This window comes from Rubrobacter taiwanensis, from assembly GCF_004337705.1.
Taxonomy (GTDB): Bacteria; Actinomycetota; Rubrobacteria; order Rubrobacterales; family Rubrobacteraceae; genus Rubrobacter_C; species Rubrobacter_C taiwanensis.
The window spans coordinates 33,838-54,752 of sequence record NZ_SKBU01000038.1; the positions used below are offsets into that span (position 1 = coordinate 33,838).

Consider the following 20,915-nt stretch of genomic DNA (forward strand, 5'->3'; position numbering starts at 1 on the left):
TGGGTTAAAATGACCTGCAATGAACGGCGAACGGGTCAACTACTACGAGGTCCTCGGAGTCTCCCGCGACGCCTCGCAGGACGAGATAAAGGCCGCCTACCGGCGGCTCGCCAAGGACAAGCACCCGGACAGCCCGGGCGGCAGTGAGGCCGAGTTCTCCCGCATTCAGGAAGCGTACGAGGTCCTCTCCGACCCCAACCGGCGGGAGCAGCACAACGAGGCTTTAGATCTGGCCTACGCCGCCGACCAGCTCTCCGACCTGGAGGCGGAGTTCAGCAAGCTGGAGGACGAGCTCGCCGCCAAGCGCGCGGAGAGGGAGGAGAGGGGTCCGAGCCTCGGCGAGCGCCTGCGGGAGAAGTTCCGCCGCTCCGAACCGGAAGACATCCGGCAGGGGAGGCGGCGGAGACGTGAGGAGCCCCGGTGGCACGAACTCTCCGAGTTCGACCCCGAGCCGATCACGCTCAAGAGCGCCGCGGTGACCTTCCTGGCGGCGTTCTTCGGCTTCATACTGGTCGGCCAGCTCGGGTGGTGGACTCAGGGCGTGGACACGCCGGGCTTCCTGCAGCCCTGGGTCCTGAACCTCACGCCCTTCATGCCCGTCCTCTACCTGGTGGCCGGGCTCGTAGCGGCGTACTTTGCCTACCGCTCGGCCGGGTATGCGGCCGTCGGCCTGACGTTCGTGGCGGGGCTGGTCGTCAGCGGCTCCGGCGGCCCGGAGGGTCTGCTCCAGTACGTCACGCTCGGCATCGTCCTCGTCCTGGTCCTGATCTACCTCGGCAACCGCCGCCGCCGGTGAGCCGCTCTTGAGGATTCGAGAGGGAGGGGGTTTCTAAGATCATGCACTCCGGGATAGAAGACTTCATCCGGCGCTTTACGAAGCGTCTCTCTCCGGCCGAGCGCGCCTACAGGGAAGCCCGGTGGAGGCTCGCCACCACGGGCACCGAGGAGGCTCAAAACGAGCTCGTGCGCGCCGGCCTCGCCTATACGGAGCTCTTCGCCGACACCGGCGAGTTCGAGCGGGTGCGCGGCTGGTACGGTGAGCGGGAGGACATCCGGGACCCCGCGCTCCGGCGGCAGGTGGAGATCCTCTACCGGATGTTCGCCGGCAATCAGGGCGCCCGGGAGGTCCTGGAACACGTCGAGGAGCTGGAAGCCAAAGCCAACGCCATCTACAGCAACCACCGGAGCGTCCTGCGCGGCCGGGAGGTCGGGGAGAACGAGATCCGGGAGATCCTGCGCCTCTCCGGCGACCCGGAGCTGCGCCGCGAGGCGTGGGAGGCCTCCAAGACGGTCGGCCGGGAGGTGGAGCCGGTGGTGCGCCAGCTCGCCCGCCTGCGCAACGAGCTCGCCCGCGAGCAGGGCTATGAGAACCACTACGAGCGCTCACTCGACCTGCAGGAGATAGACGGCGGCAGGCTCCGGAGCATCATGGCCGAGCTGGAGCGGTCCACCGAAGAGCCCTTCCGAAAGTTCAAAGAGGGGCTGGACGCGGAGCTGGAAGAGCGGTTCGGCGTAGAGGCCGTCCACCCGTGGCTTCTCTCCGATCCCTTCTTCCAGGAGCCGCCCGAGCAGCCGGACCTGGACGTAGACCGCTACTTCCGGGGCAAGAGCCTGGAGGATCTTACGGCCCGCACCTACGGCTCGATGGGGCTGGAGGTCCGGGACGTCATGCAGAAGAGCGACCTCTACGAGCGGCCGAACAAGGACCAGCACGCCTTCTGTACCGTTATCGGGCGGGAGCACCCCTACGACGTGCGGGTGCTGGCCAACGTCCGCCCCGACTCTTACTGGATGAACACCATGCTGCACGAGTTCGGGCACGCCGTCTACGACAAGTACATAGACCCCTCCCTGCCCTACCTGCTGCGCACCGTGGCCCACACCAGCTCCACCGAGGCCATCGCGCTCATGATGGGCGCTCTGGCCGACGACGAGGGATGGCTGCGCGAGATCGCCGGCGTCCCGCGGGAAGAGCTCGCCGCCGACGCCCCGAAGCTGGATCTCCGCCGCCGGGCCGACCGGCTCGTCTTCACCCGCTGGGCGCTCGTGATGTTCCACTTCGAGCAAGTCCTGTACGAGAACCCGGACCGGGACGACCTGAACCGGGTCTGGTGGGATCTGGTAGAGCGGCTGCAGCTCGTAGAGCGCCCGCCGGAGCGCGACGAGCCGGACTGGGCGGCCAAGATCCACATAGCCACCGCACCGGTCTACTACCACAACTACGTGCTCGGAGACCTGACCGCCGCGCAGCTCCGGGCATACCTGGAGCGGGAAGTGGCCGGAGGCCCCTTCTTCCTGAGCGAAGACGCCGGCGACCACCTGAAGGAGGCCTTCTTCGCCCCCGGAGCGCGGGAGAGCTGGGACGCTACGGTCGTCCGCGCCACCGGAGAGGAGCTCGACCCCGCGCACTTCGTGCGGTCGCTCGGCTAATAAAGCGGGCCTACCGGCCGGAAGAGATCGGGATGCTCACGCCCTCAAACGAGCCGTCCCGGGCACTCAGCGCCCCGACCTGCAGCGTACCCTCACCCCGGAACGGCGGGAAGTCCAGGGTCGTGTCGAAGTAGCCCCAGGTGGCGCTCCAGTCGTTGCCCTGGACGGTCTTCTCCGCGATGACCTCCCCGCCGGCGTCCCGGAGGATTACGACGTTCGTCGCCTCGAAGTTGCGGGAGTAGCCGCTCACGGTGAGCGGACTGCTGACCCGGGCCCCGCTCGCAGGGCTCACCAGCACCGTGTTCCCCTCCCGGACCGGGAGCGGTACGGCGAGCGGTATCCCGGAAGGCTTGAAGTCCACGACCAGCCGGGCGGGGTCGGAGAGCTCGATCACCCGGTAGAGGAAGCCCTGCCGGGCGATGAGATCCACGAACATCCCGCCGTCCGGGGAGCGCACCACGTAGAAGTCCCGCAGCACGTCCCCCGGGAAGAGCCCGTCGGAGACCAGCGTGGAGTTCACCGACGGGAGGCTCACCCGCACGTACCCCTCGCCCTCCGGGCTGCTGATCGTCCACTCCGGGACCCGGCCGGCCGGGCTGTTCCCGGAACCGAGATCTATTACCGCGCGCTCGAAGCCCTCGTGGCTGCCGAACCGCACGGCCAGTATGCCGTTCGCCTCGGTGCTGGAGCCGCCCCGCATCTGTACCGCGGCGGTAAAATCCGGCCCGCCGGCCGCCGCGGGAGCCTCGTCCGCAGTCTGCCCGCCGGCGTACTGCTCTTCCTCGTCGGAGCCGGCCTGACCTGCCGTCGTCTCATCCTCCGGCAAGACCCCGGTCGTCGCCTCGCGGTCCTGTTCGGTCCGGGTCGTGGTCCCGTCGACCGTCTCTTCCGCCGCTTCGTCGCCGCTCCGGGCGGTGCCCGCCTCGCCGTCCTCCTGCGGAGCCGTCCCGCAGCCGAAGGCCGTCAAGATCAGAGCCAGCAGCAGAACCCCGATGATCTTCCTGAACACCCTCTTCCTCCAGACAGAGATGCCGTCTTCGGGCGGTATTCTACAGGAGGAATGTTAAACGGCGTTCAAGGGCGTGTTTCGATCCTGTTAATTGAGGAGGAGCAGGTTTAGCGAACCGCACAACGGGTAGTAATTTGGTAAAGGCGCATACCGGCGGACCGGTCATATTCTGCATCCCCCCTCCACGCACGGCCGGTCCGTCTTCGTTTTCGCGCGTCGGGCGGGTAGAAAACGGAGGGTATGGGAGAGAAACAGCGGAGCACGGCCGCCCCGCACCTGCTGGCGCTGGGGCTCTACACCGTTCTGGCGTTCGTGTTCACCTTCCCGCTGGCGCTGAACCTGGACCGGGTGAACGCCGCGGGAGATCCGGCCGTGATGGTCTGGAGCATGGCCTGGATCGCGCACGCTCTGGCCACCGACCCGCTCTCCCTCTACGACGCCAACATCTTCTTCCCGACCGAGAATTCGCTCGCCTACACGGACATCCTGCTCCCGAGTGCGCTCGCCGCCGCCCCCTTCTACCACCTGACCGGCAACGCCCTGCTCGGGATGAACGTCGTCCTCTTTCTGACGTTCGTGCTCTCGGGGTACACCACGTTCCTGCTCGTCCGACACCTGCTTGCGGAGCGCCCCTACGCCGTACCCGCGGCTCTGTTCGCCGGGGCCGTCTACGCGTTCTCTCCCTATCGCATGGGTCACATAACCCAGCTCAACTCCATGACCACCTACTGGCTGCCCCTGATCCTGCTCTTCATGCACCGCTACCTGGAACGCGGCCGCAGAAAGCGCGACCTCTGGCTCGCCGGACTCTTCTTCACCCTGAACGCGGTCTCCGGTCTCTACTACGGCGTCTTCGCCACCCTCATGGTGGCGGCGTTCCTGGCGATCTGGTTCGCCCTGCGCCGCAGCCTGCCCGAAGCGAGAGACGCACTCCGGGCGTTCCCGGCCGCCGCGGTGTTCGGAGCGGTCCTGACCTTCCTGCTCTACCCGTACATCGCCCTGAGCGGCGGCCAGGAGCACAGCCGCGACATAGAGCAGGTAATCGGGGGCTCCTTCATCCCGCGAGCGCTCCTGGTCTCCCCGCCGGAGAGCCTGCTCCTGGGCTGGACCCCGGAGGCCCTCGGCCTCCCGCACGGCGGCGGCCGCCCGCTCTACGAGCTCACACTCTACCCGGGGCTGGCAGCCGCCCTGCTCGCCCTCTACGGTCTCCGGCACCGCATCCCCCGCCACGCCGCGCTCTACGCCGGGATCGGGCTCACCCTCGCCCTCCTCTCGCTCGGACCCCGTATCTCCCCGTTCGGCCTCGCTGAGATCCCCACCCCCTACGCACTGCTCTACGAGTACCTGCCGGGCTTCGGAAACCTGCGGGTCCCCGCCCGGATGTGGGCGATAGTCATGCTGTGCATAGCCGTCCTGGCGGGCTTCGGCCTCCGGGCGCTGCTGGAGAAGCTCCGGGGCCGGAAGGCGGCGCTGGCGCTGGCGGCCGTCTCGGTCTTCGCCGCCCTGGAGTTCATGCCCACCCTGCCGTGGGACCGCTACATAGACCGCGGCCCGGCCACGCCGGAGCCGGCCTACGCGTGGCTGGCGGAGAACGACCCGGACACCGTGGTGGCCGAGGTGCCGTTCGCCAGCGATAACGACCCCTTCCGCGAGACCCCGCGCATGTACCGCTCCACCTACGGCTGGTGGAGGCTCGTCAACGGCTACGCCAGCTACTTCCCGGAGGGCTACGCCGAGACCCGCACGGCGCTCAATACCTTCCCGGACGACCGGAGCCTAAAGCGGGCACAAAATCTGGGCGTACGGTACATCATCCTGCACCCCGGCGAATACGACGAGGACGGCGAAGACGGCTCAGCCCGAATCCGGGCCGCCGACGCGAACCCGAACCTCGAACGGGTGATCGGCGACTCCGAGGCGATACTGTACCGGCTGAAATAGCCGCTCTGCTCTACGTGGCCAGGTACGGCGTCATGCCGTAGGCGCTAAGCCCCCGGGGCTCAGGAGCCTCACCCAACTCCATCCGCAGCCGGTCGGGAACGCCGCTGAACCCAAACTCTTCCAGCAGCCCGTGCGCCGGACTCTCCCCGGGGACCATGACCTCCAGCGGCCCCTCCCCCCGCCCGGCGAGCGCCCGGGAGAGCAGAGCACGCGCCGCCTCGTCGTTCTCGGCCATAAACGGCCCGATGCGCCTCCCGGTGCGCAACAGATAGCCGGCCATCCGGCCGGCCGCATCCCGCGCAGCTATCCCCCAACCGGGATGCAGCCGCAGGATGGTCTGCAGCAGCCGGGATCGGTCGGCCCCGAAGGACCAGAGATCCAGGCCATACAGCTCCGGCAGGTCGCCCACGAGCAGCGGCGAGATCCCATACCGGGAGCTCTCGAACACTCCCCCGCGGGGATGCTGCAGCCGATAGAGCCTCCGCCGGGAGACCTCCCGGAAGCCGAGCGAACGGTAGAGCCCCTCGGCCTCCGGAGTGGACTCCAACCTCACAACCCGCGCCCCCTGAGAACGCAGGTAAGCAACGGCCCACCCGGCGAGCCGGCGGCCCAGACCCCGCCGCCGGCAGGAGTGGTGCACCGCCAGATGACACAAAACCCCAACCCCCCCGAACGGCACGGCACCGACCATCCCCACCAGCGCACCCCCCGGAGCCTCGGCTACGGCCCAGCGGGCGTCCCGGAACCCCCGCAGAAGCTCGAAGGCCCCCGGATCCGCACTCCACCGCACAGCCGCGCGCAGCTCCAAAATGCTCTCCAGATCCACATCATTCATGGGTCGCACCCGAAAGCCGGCCGCGCGCTCCAGGTGCGAGATCCCCGGTCTCGAAGCTAGCAAGTCTCCCCCGATGCTCTTGACGTATATCCGGATACCAAAGAGAGAAAAGAACCGAAGGAAGCCCCAGCGCAGACGACCCTAAAAGACGCCCGCGCGGGGCATGGACGGTCGAGCCAGCCGCCCGCAGCCAAACCCTGTGAGAACTCCACCCACGCTTCTCATGTTACACCAGCCGAGCCGCCCGCGGAAGGCCCCGCCAACAGACTTGCAACGATCGTCATACCCCTTTACAATCCAGGGCGTGCCTGCAATAGGTCTTGCTTTTAGCTTAGTTTCGTGCTAAGAACACAGCCATTGCAAGCACCCGGCTTTCTATTACAATGTTTACGGCGCAACCGAACAAAAGGAGTTGTTCCCAAGATGAAGGCCACGCTACAACCCGGATTGACCAACCGCCTGACCAAGTATCTGAGGACGACGCAGCAGCTCATAGAAGAGGGGCGGGATGCGGTCTCCAGCAAGGAGCTTGGGGAGTACACGGGGATCAACCCCGTACAGGTGCGGCGGGATCTGAACGCGATAGACTTCTCCGGGACCCGGGGCGTGGGCTATCAGGCGCATGATCTGGTGGAGGCTGTGCGCAACATCCTCGGGTTGCGGCAGACCTACAATCTGGCGCTGGTCGGGGCGGGGAATCTCGGGGCGGCGATCGCGAGCAGCGCGATGTTGCCCAAGCGGGGTTTCATCATTCACGACGTCTTCGACAACGATCCGAAGAAGATCGGGCGCACCGTCGGCAACGTGGTCGTCAAGCACATCGACGAGCTGGAGAAGAGCGTCGCCGAGGCTGATGAGATCATCGGCATCATCGCCACCCCCGCCTCTGCCGCGCAGGAGGTGGCCGAGCGGATGGTGAAGGCGGGGATCAAGGTCATCCTCAACTATACCGACGTGCTGCTGCACGTCCCGCCGGGCATCGAGACCCACCGCATAGACCCCACCGCCCAGCTCATGCACACCCTCTACTACCTGACTCAGGTGGAGGAAGAGGAGAAGAGCGAACGGGAGTAACCTTGGCGGGAGGGCCTCCGGCCGGAGGCCCTTCGCTCTCCTCTCTTACGGGTGCCGCGTCTCCGTTAGTTCGCCGCCCACCACAGAGCGTGAGCGGCCTGGGGGAACAGGCCGCGGGGGTGCGCTCTGAAGAGCGGGTCGGTGCCGAAGAGCACCGCCCGGCCTCCGGCGGCTGAGGTTCCGTGGACGGCGCTGATCCTGCCCGCCGCGTTCTCCTGACCGGTCCAGTGTCCGGCCACGAAGAAGTCGCCGCCCGCAAACCGCTGGGAGACCTCCACGCCCGCGCCGGGATCGGTGAACCACAGCGGCGCGTACACGAAGCCGTGGGTCGGCGCGGTGGAGGTCACCGGCGAGTCTGCGGCGTTCTCGACCCGGACGATGCCGTTGGCGCGGGAGGGCCCGGTCGCGTAGCTCACGTCCAGCACGCCGGCATCCCGGTTGAACCGCGCTCCCACGGCTCCCCGGGCGACCAGACCGCCGCCGGAGGAGAGAAACTCGTCCACCTCGGCTCTTGCGGCGCCGTTCAGGGCGACGTAGTTCAGCCCGGTGCTCACGAACAGGACGTCGTACTCATCGAGCTGGAAGCCCCCGTTCAGCACGGAGGTCGAGATCCGGTCCACCTCGAAGCCGAGGTTCGTGAGCACGAAATACTCCTCATCGGAGATGGCCCCGGCCACCCGCACGGCGTCCAGCGGTTCGGCGGCATCCGGTGCTGCGGCGGCGAAGGTCAGGCCCTCATCTCGGGCGAGGCGCTGCACCTCCGTGCGGGCCGCGGAGGGCACGAACACCCGGCCGTCATCCGAGCGTTGCAGCTCGATGCCGGACTGCAGGAGGTGGTTGACGGCCCGGACCGCGGCGGGGCTGTTCACCAGGAGCTCGTAGTAAGGGGTCGGGCCGCCGGCCACCGAACCCTGAGCCCGCTCGTGGCGGGTGACGGGCCGGGTGGAGGCCGAGAGCGGCGTGCCCTTGGGGATGACGTCCACGGTGGCGCCCCACAGCAGCGCGTGGCTCCAGGCGGAGATGTCGTACATCACCGGCACGACCTCCGTGATATCCCAGCCCGGCTCGAGGATCGTATTCGCCAGTCCCCGCTTGGGCTGCTGCATGCGGACGACGTACGACCCTGCGGGGTAGGTCTCGCCCCCGGCGGAGAAGGGCCGGGCGGCCCGCTCCACCTCGATGCCGTTGTCCAGGAGGTGGTTTACGAGCCCGGCGGCGGCCGAGAGGCTCCGCTGGCTCTCTCCGGCGGGGATCACGTACGCCTCTGGGAACTCGGCCAGGAACTCGTGCTGCTCCCCGTAGGTGTCACCGATCGGGACCTGGGGCTCGCCCAGCCACCCGCGGCGGAAGACCTCGATCTGGTCGCGGACCATCTCCCGGCGGTTCTCCGAGGCGAAGAGCAGTGATGCCCAGACCGTGGTCATGTGGGACCGGACGTTCAGCTCCGCCCGCCGCTGCCGCTCCCCGGGCGGGAGATTCACGTCCGAGCGGTTAACGCGGAACGGGGATTCCAGCGTGTGCGCGTAGGCCCCGTGATACATCGCGTACATCGGGGTGAAGATCGGCGGCCAGTCGTCCCAGCCGTCCTCCCAGTCCCGGAACGGGATCACGGCGCCAAGCCCCATCTCCCGCTGCAGCGCCTCCTCCATCGCCTCGGCCTGGTCGAGGGCCCACTTGATGTACAGGTCGTACTCGTAGTTCGGGTTGTGGGGCGGGGTTGCGGGCTCGATCAGGTACGGGTTCACATAGCCGTGCAGGTCCAGGAAGACCATCGGGTGCCACTCCAGGATCTGCTCCACCGTGAGGCGCGACTCGGGCTGCGAGAGGGTAATGAAGTCCCGGTTCACGTCGAACCCGTTGGCGTTGGCCCGGGTGCCCAGGACCCGCCCGTCGGGGTTCTGCGAGACGTTGAACAGCACGACGGTGTTGGCGAGGATCTTCCGCGTCTCCGGATCGTCCGAGAACGCCAGACGCTCTATGAGCCGCAGCGAAGCATCCACCCCCTCCCACTCGTCACCGTGGATCGAGGCGTTCACGAAGAAGGGCACCTTGAAGTCCTCAAACTCCGCCGCCATCCGCCGGGCCCGCTCGGGATCGCGGAGCATCGTGTTCCGGAGCGCCTTGTAGCGCCCGAACTTCCCGAAGGACCGGGGGTCGGAGACCGTGACCAGGTAGAGGTCCCGCCCCTGCACCGACTGCCCGATCACCTCCACCTGCACCCGGTTGCTCCGGCGCTCGATCTCCCGCAGCTTGGGACCGATCTCGTGGTAGGCGACGAGGCCCGGCGGCAGATCCCGGTTCTCCTCCGGTACGGTGTTCCACCACGCTCCCTGCTGACCGGCGGCCGGCAGAGCCGTGCCGAACACGGCGACGGCGAGAACAAGCAGAACGGCGGCACCCCTGCGCATCGCGTCGACCCTCCTCTCAGAACGAACGGATACGGAAATTTACCACCCCGGAGAGAGTCCGGGCAACAGTTTACCCGGATTTATCCCGCATTTTATGGCCCTTTAACACGGCCTCCGGACGCATCCTGTAGATTGAGCTCGCCATGATTGACCGGAATCCGCGCGATCACTATAGTTTTTAGTCGTCCCGGAGCTGATGGGGTGGCGATGAAGGAGGGGGCGAGAACCATGAAGAAGCGACCGGAGACCGCAGAATCCCTGCCCATCCTCGGTCACAGCGGGCGCTCGGCCATGACCTGTGCCTACCGTTGCGGCAGTGCGTGCGCCAGAGAAGCGCCGAACACCAGCGACAACCCGTACTTCGGCGATATACTCGATCAGGTCCTGAGCCGGCGCGGATTTCTGAAGCTGGGAGCGGCAGCGGCGATCGTGCTCTATGCAGGAGCCCGTCCCTCACCGGCCGGGGCCCAACCGGCGCGGAACGGCGGCCGGCGCTCCGGGCTCACCTTCGAGCCGGTGCCGCCCAACGATCTCGACGACATGATCGTACCCTCAGGCTACGACTACAACGTGGTCGTGCGGTGGGGGGATCCGATCCTGCCCGGAGCTCCCGAGTTCGACTTCGAGAACCAGACAGCAGAGGCCCAATCCAGGCAGTTCGGTTACAACTGCGACTACGTGGCCTTCTTCCCGCTGAGCCGCCGCGGGCGCGAGAGCGAGCGCGCGCTTTTGGTGGTCAACCACGAGTACACCAACAGCGAGCTGATGTTCCGCGATTTCGATCCCGAGGGCACCTCCCAGGAAGATCTGGAGCGCATCCAGATAGAGCTGATGGCGCACGGCATCTCGGTCGTGGAGATCCGCAGGCGGCGGCAGGGCGGCTACGAGATGGTGCGCTCCCGGCGCTACAACCGCCGCATCACCGCGCAGACGCCGATGGAGCTCACCGGACCGGCCGCAGGACATCCGTGGCTGCGCACCAGCACCGACCCCGAGGGGCGCACGGTGCTCGGGTGCCTGAACAACTGCGCCGGGGGACACACCCCCTGGGGCACCTACCTCTCGGGCGAGGAGAACTTCAACCAGTACTTCGTCAACGCCGGGATGGTGGAGGACCGGGCCAAGCGGGAGTCCTACGAGCGCTACGGCTTCGGAGAGACGCTGCCGCCCTTCGGCTACCGGGGCTGGGAGCGCACCGAGGAGCGCTTCGACCTCGCCGAAGAACCCAACGAGGGCTTCCGGTTCGGATACGTAGTGGAGGTGGACCCGTTCGACCCGGACTTCACCCCGCGCAAGCGCACGGCGCTCGGGCGCTTCAAGCACGAGGGCGCGGAGACCACGCTCTCCCGCGACGGACGGCCCGTCGCGTACATGGGCGACGACGAGCGCTTCGACTACATTTACAAGTTCGTAAGCTCCCGCAAGATGGCCAAGGGCAACGGTCCGCGCGCCCGCAAGCACAACCTCACGCTCCTGGATCACGGAACGCTCTACGTCGCCCGCTTCAGCGGCGACAGCCCGCAGCAGGAGATAGACGGCAGCGGAGAGCTGCCCTCCGACGGGGCATTCGACGGCACCGGCGAGTGGGTGCCGCTCGTCAGCGGCGAGAAGAGCTTCGTGCCCGGCATGAGCGCGGCCGAGGTGCTCATCAACACGCGAGTCGCCGCAGATAAGGTAGGGGCGACCAAGATGGACCGCCCCGAAGACATCGAGCGCAACCCGGTGAACGGCAGGGTCTACGCCGCGCTCACCAACAACACCCGGCGCGGCGCGCCCGGCAACCCCGGCCCCGACGAGGCCAACCCCCGCACCGACAACAAGCACGGGCACGTGCTGGAGATCTCCGAGGAGGGCGACGACCCGGCCGCAACCCGCTTCACCTGGAAGGTCTTCCTGCTCTGCGGCGACCCGGACGACTCCTCCACCTACTTCGCCGGCTTCGATAAGTCGCAGGTCAGCCCCATCTCCTCGCCGGACAACGTAACCTTCGACGAGCGGGGGAACCTCTGGATCGCCTCGGACAGCGCCCGCGCGCTGCCGCAGAACGACGGCTTCTTCGCCGTCCCCGTCGAGGGCCCCGAGCGGGGGTATCTGCGCCAGTTCCTCACAGTCCCCTTCGGGGCCGAGGCCTGCGGGCCCCGGATCACGCCGGATGAGAGAACCATCTTCTGCGCGGTGCAGCACCCCGGCGAGGTGGACGGAGCCTCCCCGGACGACCCGGCCAGCCGCTGGCCTGACGGCGAACAGCCGCGCCCCTCGGTGGTGAGCGTCTTCAGGCAGGATCGGGGGCGTATCGGGAGCTGATCTCGGGCTACACCACCCTGTTCTGAATGTTATCCGCGGCGGCCCTCACCTCAACCCTGCCGCCGCGCACCCGAACCTCGTAGCGCGGCTGGGGGAAGACGGCGGGACCGTCCAGTACTTCTCCGCTGCACAGGTCGAAACGGGAGCCGTGCAGAGGGCAGACGACGGTGTCGCCCCTCCGCTCCCCCTGCTCCAGGGGACCCCCGAAGTGGTTGCAGGTCGCGGAGATGGCGCAAAGCCGTCCGCTCGAAGCACGGCCGAGCAGGATGCCCACCCCCGCGGCCTCGACCCGCCGCAGGCCGCCGCCGTCCAGCTCCGCCTCGTCCAGAACCGGGGTGAACTCCTCGGGGCCGCTCCCTTCGAAGACGTTCCTGCTGACCCTCAGGCCGTAGTGGTAGGAGAGCTCTCCACCGAGGTGGGCGGCCATACCCGTCACCGAATAGCCGGCCAGGAAGGTGAGGCGTCCGGCCCGCCGGCGCCCGGCGGCCCGCAGGAGGAGCGAGGCGCCGGCGAGCAGGAGCCCGAGCGCGTTCAGGAGCCCGTGCGCCGTCCCCATCCTCCTCGACCCGCCGCTGAGGTAGCGCCAGTCGGAGAGCCCGGTCACGGCCGCACCCGCCGCGCCGACCACCCCCAGCGCGACCGAGGCGTCAGCCGCGTTTCTCACGGCCCGGGAGCCGCCGGCGGCATCCAGCCCGTCGAAGACGGCCGCCGCGGTCCAGGACCCGATGGGAACGTCCGTGAGGGCCGGGTGCAGCGGTGCCTCGAACCAGACCCCGTCCAGGACGTTGCGGACCCGGCTCCCGCCCGCCTCGACCGCCTCCCGCACCCGGGGCTGCACCTTCTCCGCCACCCCGTCCAGGAAGGGGAGAGCGTCGACGAAGCGCTGCATAAGCGTCTGTGACATCTTCCCTCCGTCTCCTCTAGCCCTTATAGGTGAGCACGCGGCCCCACAGGCTCTTGGTGCCCCAGATGCCGCGCCGCAGGGTCTCAAGCTGCACGATCTGGGAGTGGTCCACAAACAGGTTCACCTCGGGCCCGTAGTTCTTCACATACCACTCAAAGACCTCCGGGTCTGCGGCCTCGAACATGACCTTCTCCAGCCCCAGAGCGTTGATGACCTCCGCCGGCACGTCGGTGCGCCAGGGGTCGGCGTTCTCGGTTATGCCCTCGGACTCGATCATGACCATGTAGGCACCGGCCTCCAAGAAGCGCCGGGCCTGGGAGATCATCCACTCCGGATCGCGGGTGCCCTCGGCCTGAAGCTCCCCGGCGGCGGTGTCACCCCCGGCGCCGAACTGGATGCCGACCTCCGGCTTGGCCTTAAGGCCCGCCTTCTGAACCCGCTCTACCAGCCGGAGCCAGTCGTCGGTGGGGATGGTGATGAATCCGCCCGAGATCTCGATCATGTCGAAGCCCACCTCCCGGCATGCCTGAATGTATTTGTCCACGGCCTCCGGCCCCTGGGTCAAGACGTACTCGATGAACCCGCCGGTGGAGACCAGCACGTCGTGCTCGTGGGCCGTCTCGATGATCTCTTTGAGCGCCTCATCCGGCATCAGCGTGAAGGACCCGCCCGCGAACTTCAGGGAGTCCACGTACTCGCCCATGGTCTCCAGCACGTCTTTGAGGTAACGCCTGCCCATGGCCGAGTAGTAAGGGCCCCGGATCTCGGTTATGCCGCGGCTCCTCGGCTTGCCCTCCCGCTCGTTCATCCGCAGGAAGCCGAAGGCGGTCCTGTTGGTGATGGCCGTCTCGCTCATCGCATCGCCTCCTCTCTCTCTATCGCTCGCCGACTTTTTCGAGCAGCCCGGTTAGCTCCCGGACCTCTATCTCATCCAGCCGACCGACGGCATCCGCCGTAGCCTCAAGGAGCTTTCCGTCGGCGTGAGGCGCCGCCAGACGCTCGAACTTCTCCACCACCCGCTCCCAGGACATGGGCCGGGTGAAGAAGCCCTCGTAGTCGCGCTTCTCGGCCTCCAGGGTTCGGCCGTCCTGCAGGAAGACGCGGATGCGGCAGGGCATCTCCTGCGGGAAGCGCCGGCTCAGGTCGTAGGCGGGCCGGACCACAACCCGGCGCAGAAGGTCCTGCACGTCCTCGCTCCCTATCCGCTCCGGCCGGTACTGACCGGGGCCGACCTCCCCGTCCAAAAGCGCCACGGCCAGCATGTAGGGCAGGCTGTGGTCGGCCTCCTCCTTGGTGCGCACCCGGCGCTTGTCCCCTTCCTCTCCCCCGCCGATGATGTTGTACGCCACATCGAAGGTGTCGAGCTCGATGCGCTCTATCTGCCCGCCGGAGAGTCCGTGCCGCTCTTTGAGCCCCAGGATGCCTTCGAGGGCGGACTGGGAGTGGATCTCGGCGTTGTACTTCTTCAGAATCGTGCGCCTGACCAGCTCCAGATCCTCACCCTCCCAGTCGATCTCGAAGCGGCCGGCGATGGCCTGCATGAAACCCTTGTTCCCCTCGAAGACCTCGGGAGGGCCGGTTATGCCCCGCATCGCCAGAAACGCCGCGTGGGTAGCCGCAAATGCGGTGTTGGGGTAGGCCAGCCCCTTCCAGTGCGAGAGCGCCCCGGTGCGCGTGACACGCAGGGCGTTGTTGGCCGTGCCGCTGATGGAGATGGCGTTGGCCGTCTTCTCCTCGTCGAGGCCCAACGCCCGGGCGACCCCAGCCGCGGCCGCATAAGCCCCCTGAGTGGTGTGGTCGAAGCCCTTCGCCCGCACCGGAGCCTCCTCCGAGAGCCGCCCCTGCACCTGGTAGGCCACGGCCAGGGCCGTGAGCAGCTCCCGCCCGCTCCCACCGGCGTACTCGCTCGCGGCCAGGACCGCTCCGAGGTTGTCGGAGGGGTGACAGGTCTCCCCTCCGGCCAGGAAGGAGTCGTTGTAGTCCAGGTAGCGCACCAGCGCGCCGTTGTAGAAGGCGGCACGGTCGGGAGCGGTCTTGCCCCCGCCTACGAGCGTGGCCAAAGGGTTGCCCCCGAACTCGGCGATCTGCTCCCGGATCATCCGCACCGGCTCCCCTCCCAGAGCGCCTATGGCGCACCCCAGGGAGTCCAAAATCCGCACCTTGAGCTCCTCCACCGCCCCCTCCGAGAGGCGCTCGTAAGAGGCGCGGGCGACGAACCGTGCCAGACTTTCGACATGGGTCATATCCGCCTCCGCTTCGGTCCGGGGATGGGTTTGCCTTTCTCTTCTCAATATATATACCCTCATCCCTCCGCCGGCTCCCAGCGGTCCCCCTTCCGGATTAGCGTCACGGCCCGCAGGCCGTAGGGATCGGGCGCGATGTCGCGGGAGAGGTTCATGAGCTCGATCCGGTGGGGCACGAATTCTATGAGCACATAGTCCTCCGCACCCGGCCCTGCAGGCCAGAAGGCGCTCCATTCTTCCCGCCAGTACCGCTCCTTCGCGCTGGCGTCGTCCCGCACCCGCGCCAGACCGTAGAGCGCTGTGTAGGCCGTTTCGACCGGATCCTGGAAGGCCAGCGCGCTGCGGCCGTCGTTCCGCACCTCGCCCACCTTGCGGGATCCCCGGCTGGTGCCCAGACAGACTGACAGGTCTTCTTCCGGGGGAAAGTGCTGCATCAGCCGCACGTCGGGCGCTCCGGACGCGTTCAGCGTCACGAAGAAGCCGTACTCCGCCTGCTCAACGGTAGCCCTCACGACGCTCAGCAAGCCCTCCACCGACAACACCTTCAACCTCCCGCTTCGACTTCCAACGGCTACCCGCCCTCTATCCGGGAGAGAACCTCCAGAGTCCAGGTCCGGATCACCTCCTCGAAGCTCCGCACATCCCCCGCCTCCACCCGGCTTTCGGCGCTGCTCCACACCAGAGCGGCCAGGCTTACGGGGCTGGCCGCCAGGATACCGGCGCACGTGCCGAGCTCCAGCCGGTCCACGTAGCGGGCGAACCGCTCGCGCCCGGCGGGGCTCCGCCCCGGAGGGCCGATACCGAGGATGTGCCACCTCCCCCCCTCAAACCCCCACTCCAGCCGCACCGGTCGGCCCAGCACGGAGCGGGCTCTGGAGATCATCCGCTCCAGCTCCTCCCTCCCGGGCCGCGCGAGGCAGATCTCCGGCGCGCGGAGCTCCGCGTCCGTCCAGCCGGCTAGCTCCGGCCGAAGCTCCTTCTGCACGAGGACCGGCCATAAGGGAGGCTCCCTGCCGGCAGCGAGAGCCCGGATCTGGCGCTCAAGCCCCCGCGGCGCAAGCCAGGCCGCGCGCACGGCGTCTAGGATGTCCGGGATGGTACTCAGATCGCCGCTCCGGCCGTACTCAGAGAGCACAAGGGCGCTCCTGGCTCCGAGCTCGGCCAGCGCCTCACACAGCGCCTCCCTTATCTCGTCGCTCAGAGGCGCAGCGGGATGCCCGCGCGCCTGAGACCGGAGCGCCTCTGAAGCGGCCCCGGCGAGGCGCTCCCTGAGGCCGCTCTCCTTAAGAAACCTCGCGTGCGCCGCCCGGGTGAGCACCACTCCTTCGGGCACCGGCAGCCCGGCGCCCGCCAGCCGGTCCAGAGCTCCTACCAGACCGGCGTCTCTTCCGGCCGCCCCTTCCCCGAGAGGCCGCAGAAGCTCCCCGGTTACCGGAGGGCGCGGCCGATGCCCCGAACCCCTCAAGCCGTTCTCCATTCCGGCTCAGCGTCCGACCCGGCGGCCTACCTCTCCCGGCTGAAGATGAGCCACGAGCCGCAGATCTCTCCCGTCTGGCGGCCGTCCACCCCGCCGGGGATCACCCGCACCAGCCGGCCGCCCTCCGCAGCGAACCTCTCCAGGACCCTGCCGGCCTCTCTGGAGTGGACGACGAAGACCGTCCCCTGCTCCCCGCTCACCTCCTCGAACGACCTCTCCTCGCCCTCCTCGCGGCTCAACGCCTCCCTGAGCAGCCTCTCGCGTTCGAGCGCCTCTTCCCAGAGCCGCTCTCTGTTGGCCTGCGCCTCCGCCTTGTGGAGCGCGTCCTGCCGACGCCACTGCTCGATGCGTCCTTCTATCCTGTGCAGCAGGTTCGCCACCGGGGCGGGCTGCATGTTCATCATAGCCTCCTCTCCTCCGGCCTCCGCTAGGCTGCGGGGCTCCGGCGGACCACCAGAACCGGGCAGTGCGCGTGGCGCACCACGGAGTCCGAGACGCTGCCCACGAGAGCCCGGCGCACTCCGCCCAGTCCCCGGCTGCCCATCACGATCAGGCTCGCCCCTAGCTCCTCGGCCTCCTCTACTATCTCCTCGTCCGGCTCGCCAAAGGCGACCTTAGCCACGGCGACCTCCGTGCCCGCCGCCCTCATCTGCTGAGCCTTCTCCTCTATGAACGAGCGGGCCTTCCTCTTGGCCTCCTCGACGTAGCTCTCCCACCCCTCGATCAGAACGGGGGGCGTGTACGGCTGCCGCTCCGTAAGCGGGAGCGCGTACAGGAGGTGCAGCCCGGAGCCGCTAGCGGCCGAGATCTCGGCTGCCATCCGGGAGGCGGCTTCGGCCTCCCGGGAGCCGTCCACAGCGACCAGGATCTTCCCCGGCAGATAGGATTCGTTCTGCGGCTCCCCCCGCACGACCAGCACAGAGGTGTGGGCGTGGCGCAGCACACTGATCGAGACGCTACCCACTAAGGCGCGCCGCAGGGTTCCGAGGCCCCGGCTACCCACAGCCACGATCTCCACCCCCAGCTCTTCCGCAAGGCGCACGATCTCCGCGTCGGCGCGCCCCACCGCCGCATGAACACCCGCCACCTTCACGCCCGCCTCACCAAGCTTCGCCGCCTCCTCCTGCGCCCGCTCCTGCGCCTCGGCCCGCGCGCGCTCGAAGATCTCCTCCAGCATCCCGGGCTCGGCCAGGGACCACTGGTTGACGTAAGCCTCCGGAACGGTTCTCACGTAGATTAGGTGCAGCTCCGCCCCCAGCGCCTCCGACAGCTCCCGGGCCATCCCGGCGGCGCGGCGGGCCTCTCCGGAGCCGTCGGCCGCCAGCAGCACCTTCCTCGCCGGACCATCCATCTCCTTCTACGCCTCCTCCCTCTGCTCGGGGATACCTTAAGCTCTCTTAAGGCGAACTTTAGACGAGCGGGAGGCTACTGCCATGATGAGGGCACATCATTCGCATGATCAGAATTGATCAGCGGGGCAGTATCCCGAGCTCCCGCGCCCGGGAGACGGCCTCGAGCTGGGAGTGCGCCCCGAGCGCCTGCAGCACGGCGCTCACGTGGTTTCTGACCGTGGCCTCAGAGAGGTAGAGCTCCTGGCTGACCTCCCGGACCGTCTTGCCCCTGGAGAGCAGCTCCAGCACCTCCAGCTGCCGGGGCGTCAGAGCCGGGACGTCCCTACGGCCCGAAGCGGCGGGCCTGTCCCGCTTGGAGGAGATCTGGATGAGCCCGCGGGCCATCTCCAGCGCCTCGTGGGCCTCCTGCGCGTCGCGCAGCAGGTGTACGAGGTACGGACCGTCACCGCCCTCCAGGCTCAGGATGCTCACGTTCACCCAGCGCTTCTCTCCCGAGCGGGTGGTGATGCGCATGTCGTAGCTCGAGACGGGCCGTCCGGCCCGGGCCAGATGCATGACCGAGCACCCGTAGGTGCAGAACGGCCCGCCCCCCTCGCGTTCACCCAGAATCACCTCGTAGCACTGCTTGCCCAGAACCTCCCCGGCCAGAATCCCGGTGAGCGACTCCGCCGCCCCGTCCCAGTGCACGACCCTGTAGTCCGGCCCCACCACGAAGACCGCATCCCCCGTGCGGGCCTCGACTATCCTGCGTACCGCCTCGGGCAGCTCATGCACCCCGCTTTCAGACCCCATCAGCCGTACCCCGGTGATCTTCGCTTCCAAACTCCGTTACCCTCATATTACCCCATCTTCCCGGCGGTACTGATCAATTCTGGCCATGTAAATGGGGCACCCTGATCATGTCCCCTCACCTCCCCCCTGCTAGCCTCTGAACCGAGACAGCAAGAAGAACGAAGGAGGAAAGAGATGAACGCGGAGGCGAGAAGATCCCAGATCCCCGAGCCGAACATCACGCGCTTCCTGTTCGCCGACGCCCGGATGGCCCCGGTGTGGCTGCTGGTCAGGCTCTACCTGGGTATCCTGTGGCTCATGTCCGGCTGGGGGAAGCTCTTCGATCCGGCATGGACCGGCGCCGAGGCCGGAGCCGCGGTGAGGGGCTTCTCGCAGGGAGCGCTGCAGCTAACCGGGGGAGAACACCCGCAGGTCACCGGCTGGTACGCCTGGTTCCTGGAGAGCATCGTCATCCCCAACGCCACCCTCTTCTCCTATCTGGTGGTCTTCGGGGAGATCCTGGTGGGAGCGGCCCTGATCGCGGGCCTGTTCACCGGCATAGCGGCCTTCTTCGGAGGCTTCATGAACGCCAGCTTCATGTTCGCCGGCACGGCCGGGGCAAACCCCCTGATGTTCATCCTGGCCATCCTGCTCATGATGAGCTGGCGGGTGGCCGGACACTGGGGCCTCGACCGCTGGGCTCTGCCGCTCATAGGAGTCCCCGGCGCTCCGGGCCCCCTGCTCCGGAGGGAGCGCACCACCGGAGGCCGCGGCGAGGAGGCCGACTCGCAGGCCTGAGACCGGGAGGCGAAGTGAGCCGGGGGCCCCAGGGCCCCCGGCTCCGGGATCGCGGCGGTAGCCTGAGAGCGCCGGAAGAATCTACTGAGAGGTAAAGCCATGGACGTCACTGCCCGCCAAGAACTGCTGAGGAAGCTCGGGGAGCGCTTCGGGAGCCGCTGCAAACCGGCCGCCGGGCGCGCGGGGGCGCTGGCCACGGTCTCGCCGGTGAACGCCGGGGAGGCCGAGTACCTGGCACGCACGGCCCGCCAATACTCCGTAAAGCTGAGCCCGGCCGGAGCCGGCGTGGACCCCGACCTCCCGGAGCCCGCGGGAGACATCGTGCTGGTGAGCACCGGCATGATGCGGACCATCCGCTTCCCGGATGACGAACGCGTCGCGGTGGAGGTGGAGCCGGGCGTGCTCTGGGTGGACCTCGAAGACGAACTCCGCGCCTCGCACCGGGCGCTCACCGTCTACCCCTCCAGCGCACCCCGGAGCACGGTCGGGGGCTGGATCGCCCGCGACGGTCTGGGACTCGGCTCCTTCGCCCACGGCTGGCTTAAAGAAAACGTTCTCTGCGCGAGGGTGATCACACCCGCCGGAGAACCACGCACCCTCACCGGCGAAGACCTCGACCTCGCCGTGGGCGCGATGGGGAAGAGCGGCCTGATCGTGCACGCCACCCTGAAACTGCGCCAGACGCGGGGAGACCGGCCCTTCGCCGCGACCTTCACCGCAGCGGAAGCCCTCCAGAACGCCATCGGCTCGCTGCTGGAGCGCCATCCCCCCCTCTGGCATCTGGGCTTCATGAACCCCCCGATGGCGCGCGCCATGCACTCGCAGGAGCGGTACCTGATCTTCGGAGCCTACCCGGCGAGCGGGGCCGCTCCGGCCGAGAACGAACTCCTGAAAGCGCTGGGACAAAACCGCGGCCGGCCCCTCGCCCCCGCCGAAGCCTACAGGATCTGGGGCAGCAGGTTCTTCCCCGTCGTGCCGGCCCGGCCGACGCCGTCCCCGGGCCGGATCCTCATCCCCGCCTCCCGTATAGGAGCCGTCCTGAATCACCTCCGCAGCATCCCCGGCGAGCCAGCCGTCACAGGCTCCGTCTCCCGGGACGGCTCCGCCCTCCTGCTGGCGTTCGCAATCTCAGAAGACCGCCTCCAGACCCTCCCCGCCGACGCCGAGATCGCCCTTCTCGGCATAGCACGCACCGTCGGCGGAGATCTCTACCACACGATCCTCAAACAGCGCGCCGGACTCTCCCACAGAAGATGAACGAAAAGAAAGGCCCGGAGCCCAGAGCTCCGGGAAAGGGGTGGGGAAGGAGGAGTCCGGAGGGTCTTTAGGGGTGATAGGTGGGGAAAGGGAAAGGAGGAGTCGCCCCTCC

Annotated in this window: 18 protein-coding genes; 7 read left to right on the forward strand and 11 right to left on the reverse strand. The window is 68.0% G+C overall.

The window, feature by feature from the left end:
* Positions 1 to 19: 19 nt before the first annotated feature.
* Both E0L93_RS14625 and E0L93_RS14630 read left to right on the forward strand, forming a co-directional pair.
* Positions 20 to 796: a DnaJ domain-containing protein gene (locus E0L93_RS14625; protein WP_132692817.1), complete on the forward strand. Its 777-nt coding sequence runs from the start codon at positions 20 to 22 to the stop codon at positions 794 to 796.
* A gap of 41 nt (positions 797 to 837) precedes the next feature.
* Positions 838 to 2,430, forward strand: a complete 1,593-nt coding sequence (locus E0L93_RS14630) for a M2 family metallopeptidase (RefSeq protein WP_132692818.1) — start codon at positions 838 to 840, stop codon at positions 2,428 to 2,430.
* A gap of 10 nt (positions 2,431 to 2,440) precedes the next feature.
* On the opposite strand, the gene E0L93_RS14635 is transcribed toward E0L93_RS14630, so the two are convergent.
* Positions 2,441 to 3,439, reverse strand: coding sequence for a Gmad2 immunoglobulin-like domain-containing protein (locus E0L93_RS14635; protein ID WP_132692819.1), 999 nt, complete (start codon positions 3,437 to 3,439; stop codon positions 2,441 to 2,443).
* A 240-nt stretch (positions 3,440 to 3,679) separates the two neighbouring features.
* On the opposite strand from E0L93_RS14635, the gene E0L93_RS14640 reads away from it, so the two are divergent.
* Positions 3,680 to 5,380 (forward strand): DUF6311 domain-containing protein, encoded by a 1,701-nt coding sequence (locus E0L93_RS14640; protein WP_132692820.1) that lies wholly within the window; start codon positions 3,680 to 3,682, stop codon positions 5,378 to 5,380.
* 10 nt (positions 5,381 to 5,390) lie between these two features.
* Here the strand turns inward: E0L93_RS14640 and E0L93_RS14645 are convergent, their stop codons facing one another.
* Positions 5,391 to 6,278, reverse strand: coding sequence for a GNAT family N-acetyltransferase (locus E0L93_RS14645; RefSeq protein ID WP_132692821.1), 888 nt, complete (start codon positions 6,276 to 6,278; stop codon positions 5,391 to 5,393).
* Between the two features lie 360 nt (positions 6,279 to 6,638).
* On the opposite strand from E0L93_RS14645, the gene E0L93_RS14650 reads away from it, so the two are divergent.
* Positions 6,639 to 7,289 (forward strand): redox-sensing transcriptional repressor Rex, encoded by a 651-nt coding sequence (locus E0L93_RS14650; RefSeq protein WP_132692822.1) that lies wholly within the window; start codon positions 6,639 to 6,641, stop codon positions 7,287 to 7,289.
* Between the two features lie 65 nt (positions 7,290 to 7,354).
* Here the strand turns inward: E0L93_RS14650 and E0L93_RS14655 are convergent, their stop codons facing one another.
* Positions 7,355 to 9,697 carry a M14 family zinc carboxypeptidase gene (locus E0L93_RS14655; protein WP_132692823.1) on the reverse strand — a complete coding sequence of 781 codons (2,343 nt, stop codon included), beginning with the start codon at positions 9,695 to 9,697 and terminating at the stop codon, positions 7,355 to 7,357.
* 228 nt (positions 9,698 to 9,925) lie between these two features.
* Here E0L93_RS14655 and E0L93_RS14660 point away from each other — a divergent pair, with 228 nt between their 5' ends.
* Complete coding sequence (locus E0L93_RS14660; RefSeq protein WP_132692824.1) at positions 9,926 to 12,001, forward strand: PhoX family protein; 2,076 nt, start codon at positions 9,926 to 9,928, stop codon at positions 11,999 to 12,001.
* 7 nt (positions 12,002 to 12,008) lie between these two features.
* Here E0L93_RS14660 and E0L93_RS14665 read toward each other — a convergent pair whose 3' ends face one another.
* From E0L93_RS14665 to E0L93_RS14695, 8 genes are all read right to left on the reverse strand, one after another.
* Positions 12,009 to 12,905, reverse strand: coding sequence for a Rieske (2Fe-2S) protein (locus E0L93_RS14665; RefSeq protein WP_132692825.1), 897 nt, complete (start codon positions 12,903 to 12,905; stop codon positions 12,009 to 12,011).
* A gap of 16 nt (positions 12,906 to 12,921) precedes the next feature.
* Positions 12,922 to 13,761, reverse strand: a complete 840-nt coding sequence (locus tag E0L93_RS14670; RefSeq protein WP_132692826.1) for a phosphosulfolactate synthase — start codon at positions 13,759 to 13,761, stop codon at positions 12,922 to 12,924.
* A 19-nt stretch (positions 13,762 to 13,780) separates the two neighbouring features.
* Positions 13,781 to 15,148: an MmgE/PrpD family protein gene (locus E0L93_RS14675; RefSeq protein ID WP_132692827.1), complete on the reverse strand. Its 1,368-nt coding sequence runs from the start codon at positions 15,146 to 15,148 to the stop codon at positions 13,781 to 13,783.
* Between the two features lie 59 nt (positions 15,149 to 15,207).
* Entirely contained in the window at positions 15,208 to 15,690 is a 483-nt protein-coding gene (locus E0L93_RS15945) for a pyridoxamine 5'-phosphate oxidase family protein (RefSeq protein ID WP_243638261.1), read from the reverse strand.
* Between the two features lie 29 nt (positions 15,691 to 15,719).
* Entirely contained in the window at positions 15,720 to 16,613 is an 894-nt protein-coding gene (locus E0L93_RS15950; RefSeq protein WP_165874405.1) for a hypothetical protein, read from the reverse strand.
* A 38-nt stretch (positions 16,614 to 16,651) separates the two neighbouring features.
* Positions 16,652 to 17,029, reverse strand: a complete 378-nt coding sequence (locus E0L93_RS14685) for a hypothetical protein (protein WP_132692829.1) — start codon at positions 17,027 to 17,029, stop codon at positions 16,652 to 16,654.
* 23 nt (positions 17,030 to 17,052) lie between these two features.
* Positions 17,053 to 17,976, reverse strand: a complete 924-nt coding sequence (locus E0L93_RS15955; protein ID WP_165874406.1) for a universal stress protein — start codon at positions 17,974 to 17,976, stop codon at positions 17,053 to 17,055.
* A gap of 118 nt (positions 17,977 to 18,094) precedes the next feature.
* Positions 18,095 to 18,799, reverse strand: coding sequence for a helix-turn-helix transcriptional regulator (locus E0L93_RS14695; protein ID WP_132692830.1), 705 nt, complete (start codon positions 18,797 to 18,799; stop codon positions 18,095 to 18,097).
* Positions 18,800 to 18,943: 144 nt separating this feature from the next.
* Between E0L93_RS14695 and E0L93_RS14700 the strand changes: the two genes are divergently transcribed.
* Complete coding sequence (locus E0L93_RS14700) at positions 18,944 to 19,546, forward strand: DoxX family protein (RefSeq protein WP_132692831.1); 603 nt, start codon at positions 18,944 to 18,946, stop codon at positions 19,544 to 19,546.
* Between the two features lie 99 nt (positions 19,547 to 19,645).
* Entirely contained in the window at positions 19,646 to 20,803 is a 1,158-nt protein-coding gene (locus E0L93_RS14705) for an FAD-binding oxidoreductase (protein WP_132692832.1), read from the forward strand.
* The last annotated feature ends 112 nt before the right edge of the window (positions 20,804 to 20,915 follow it).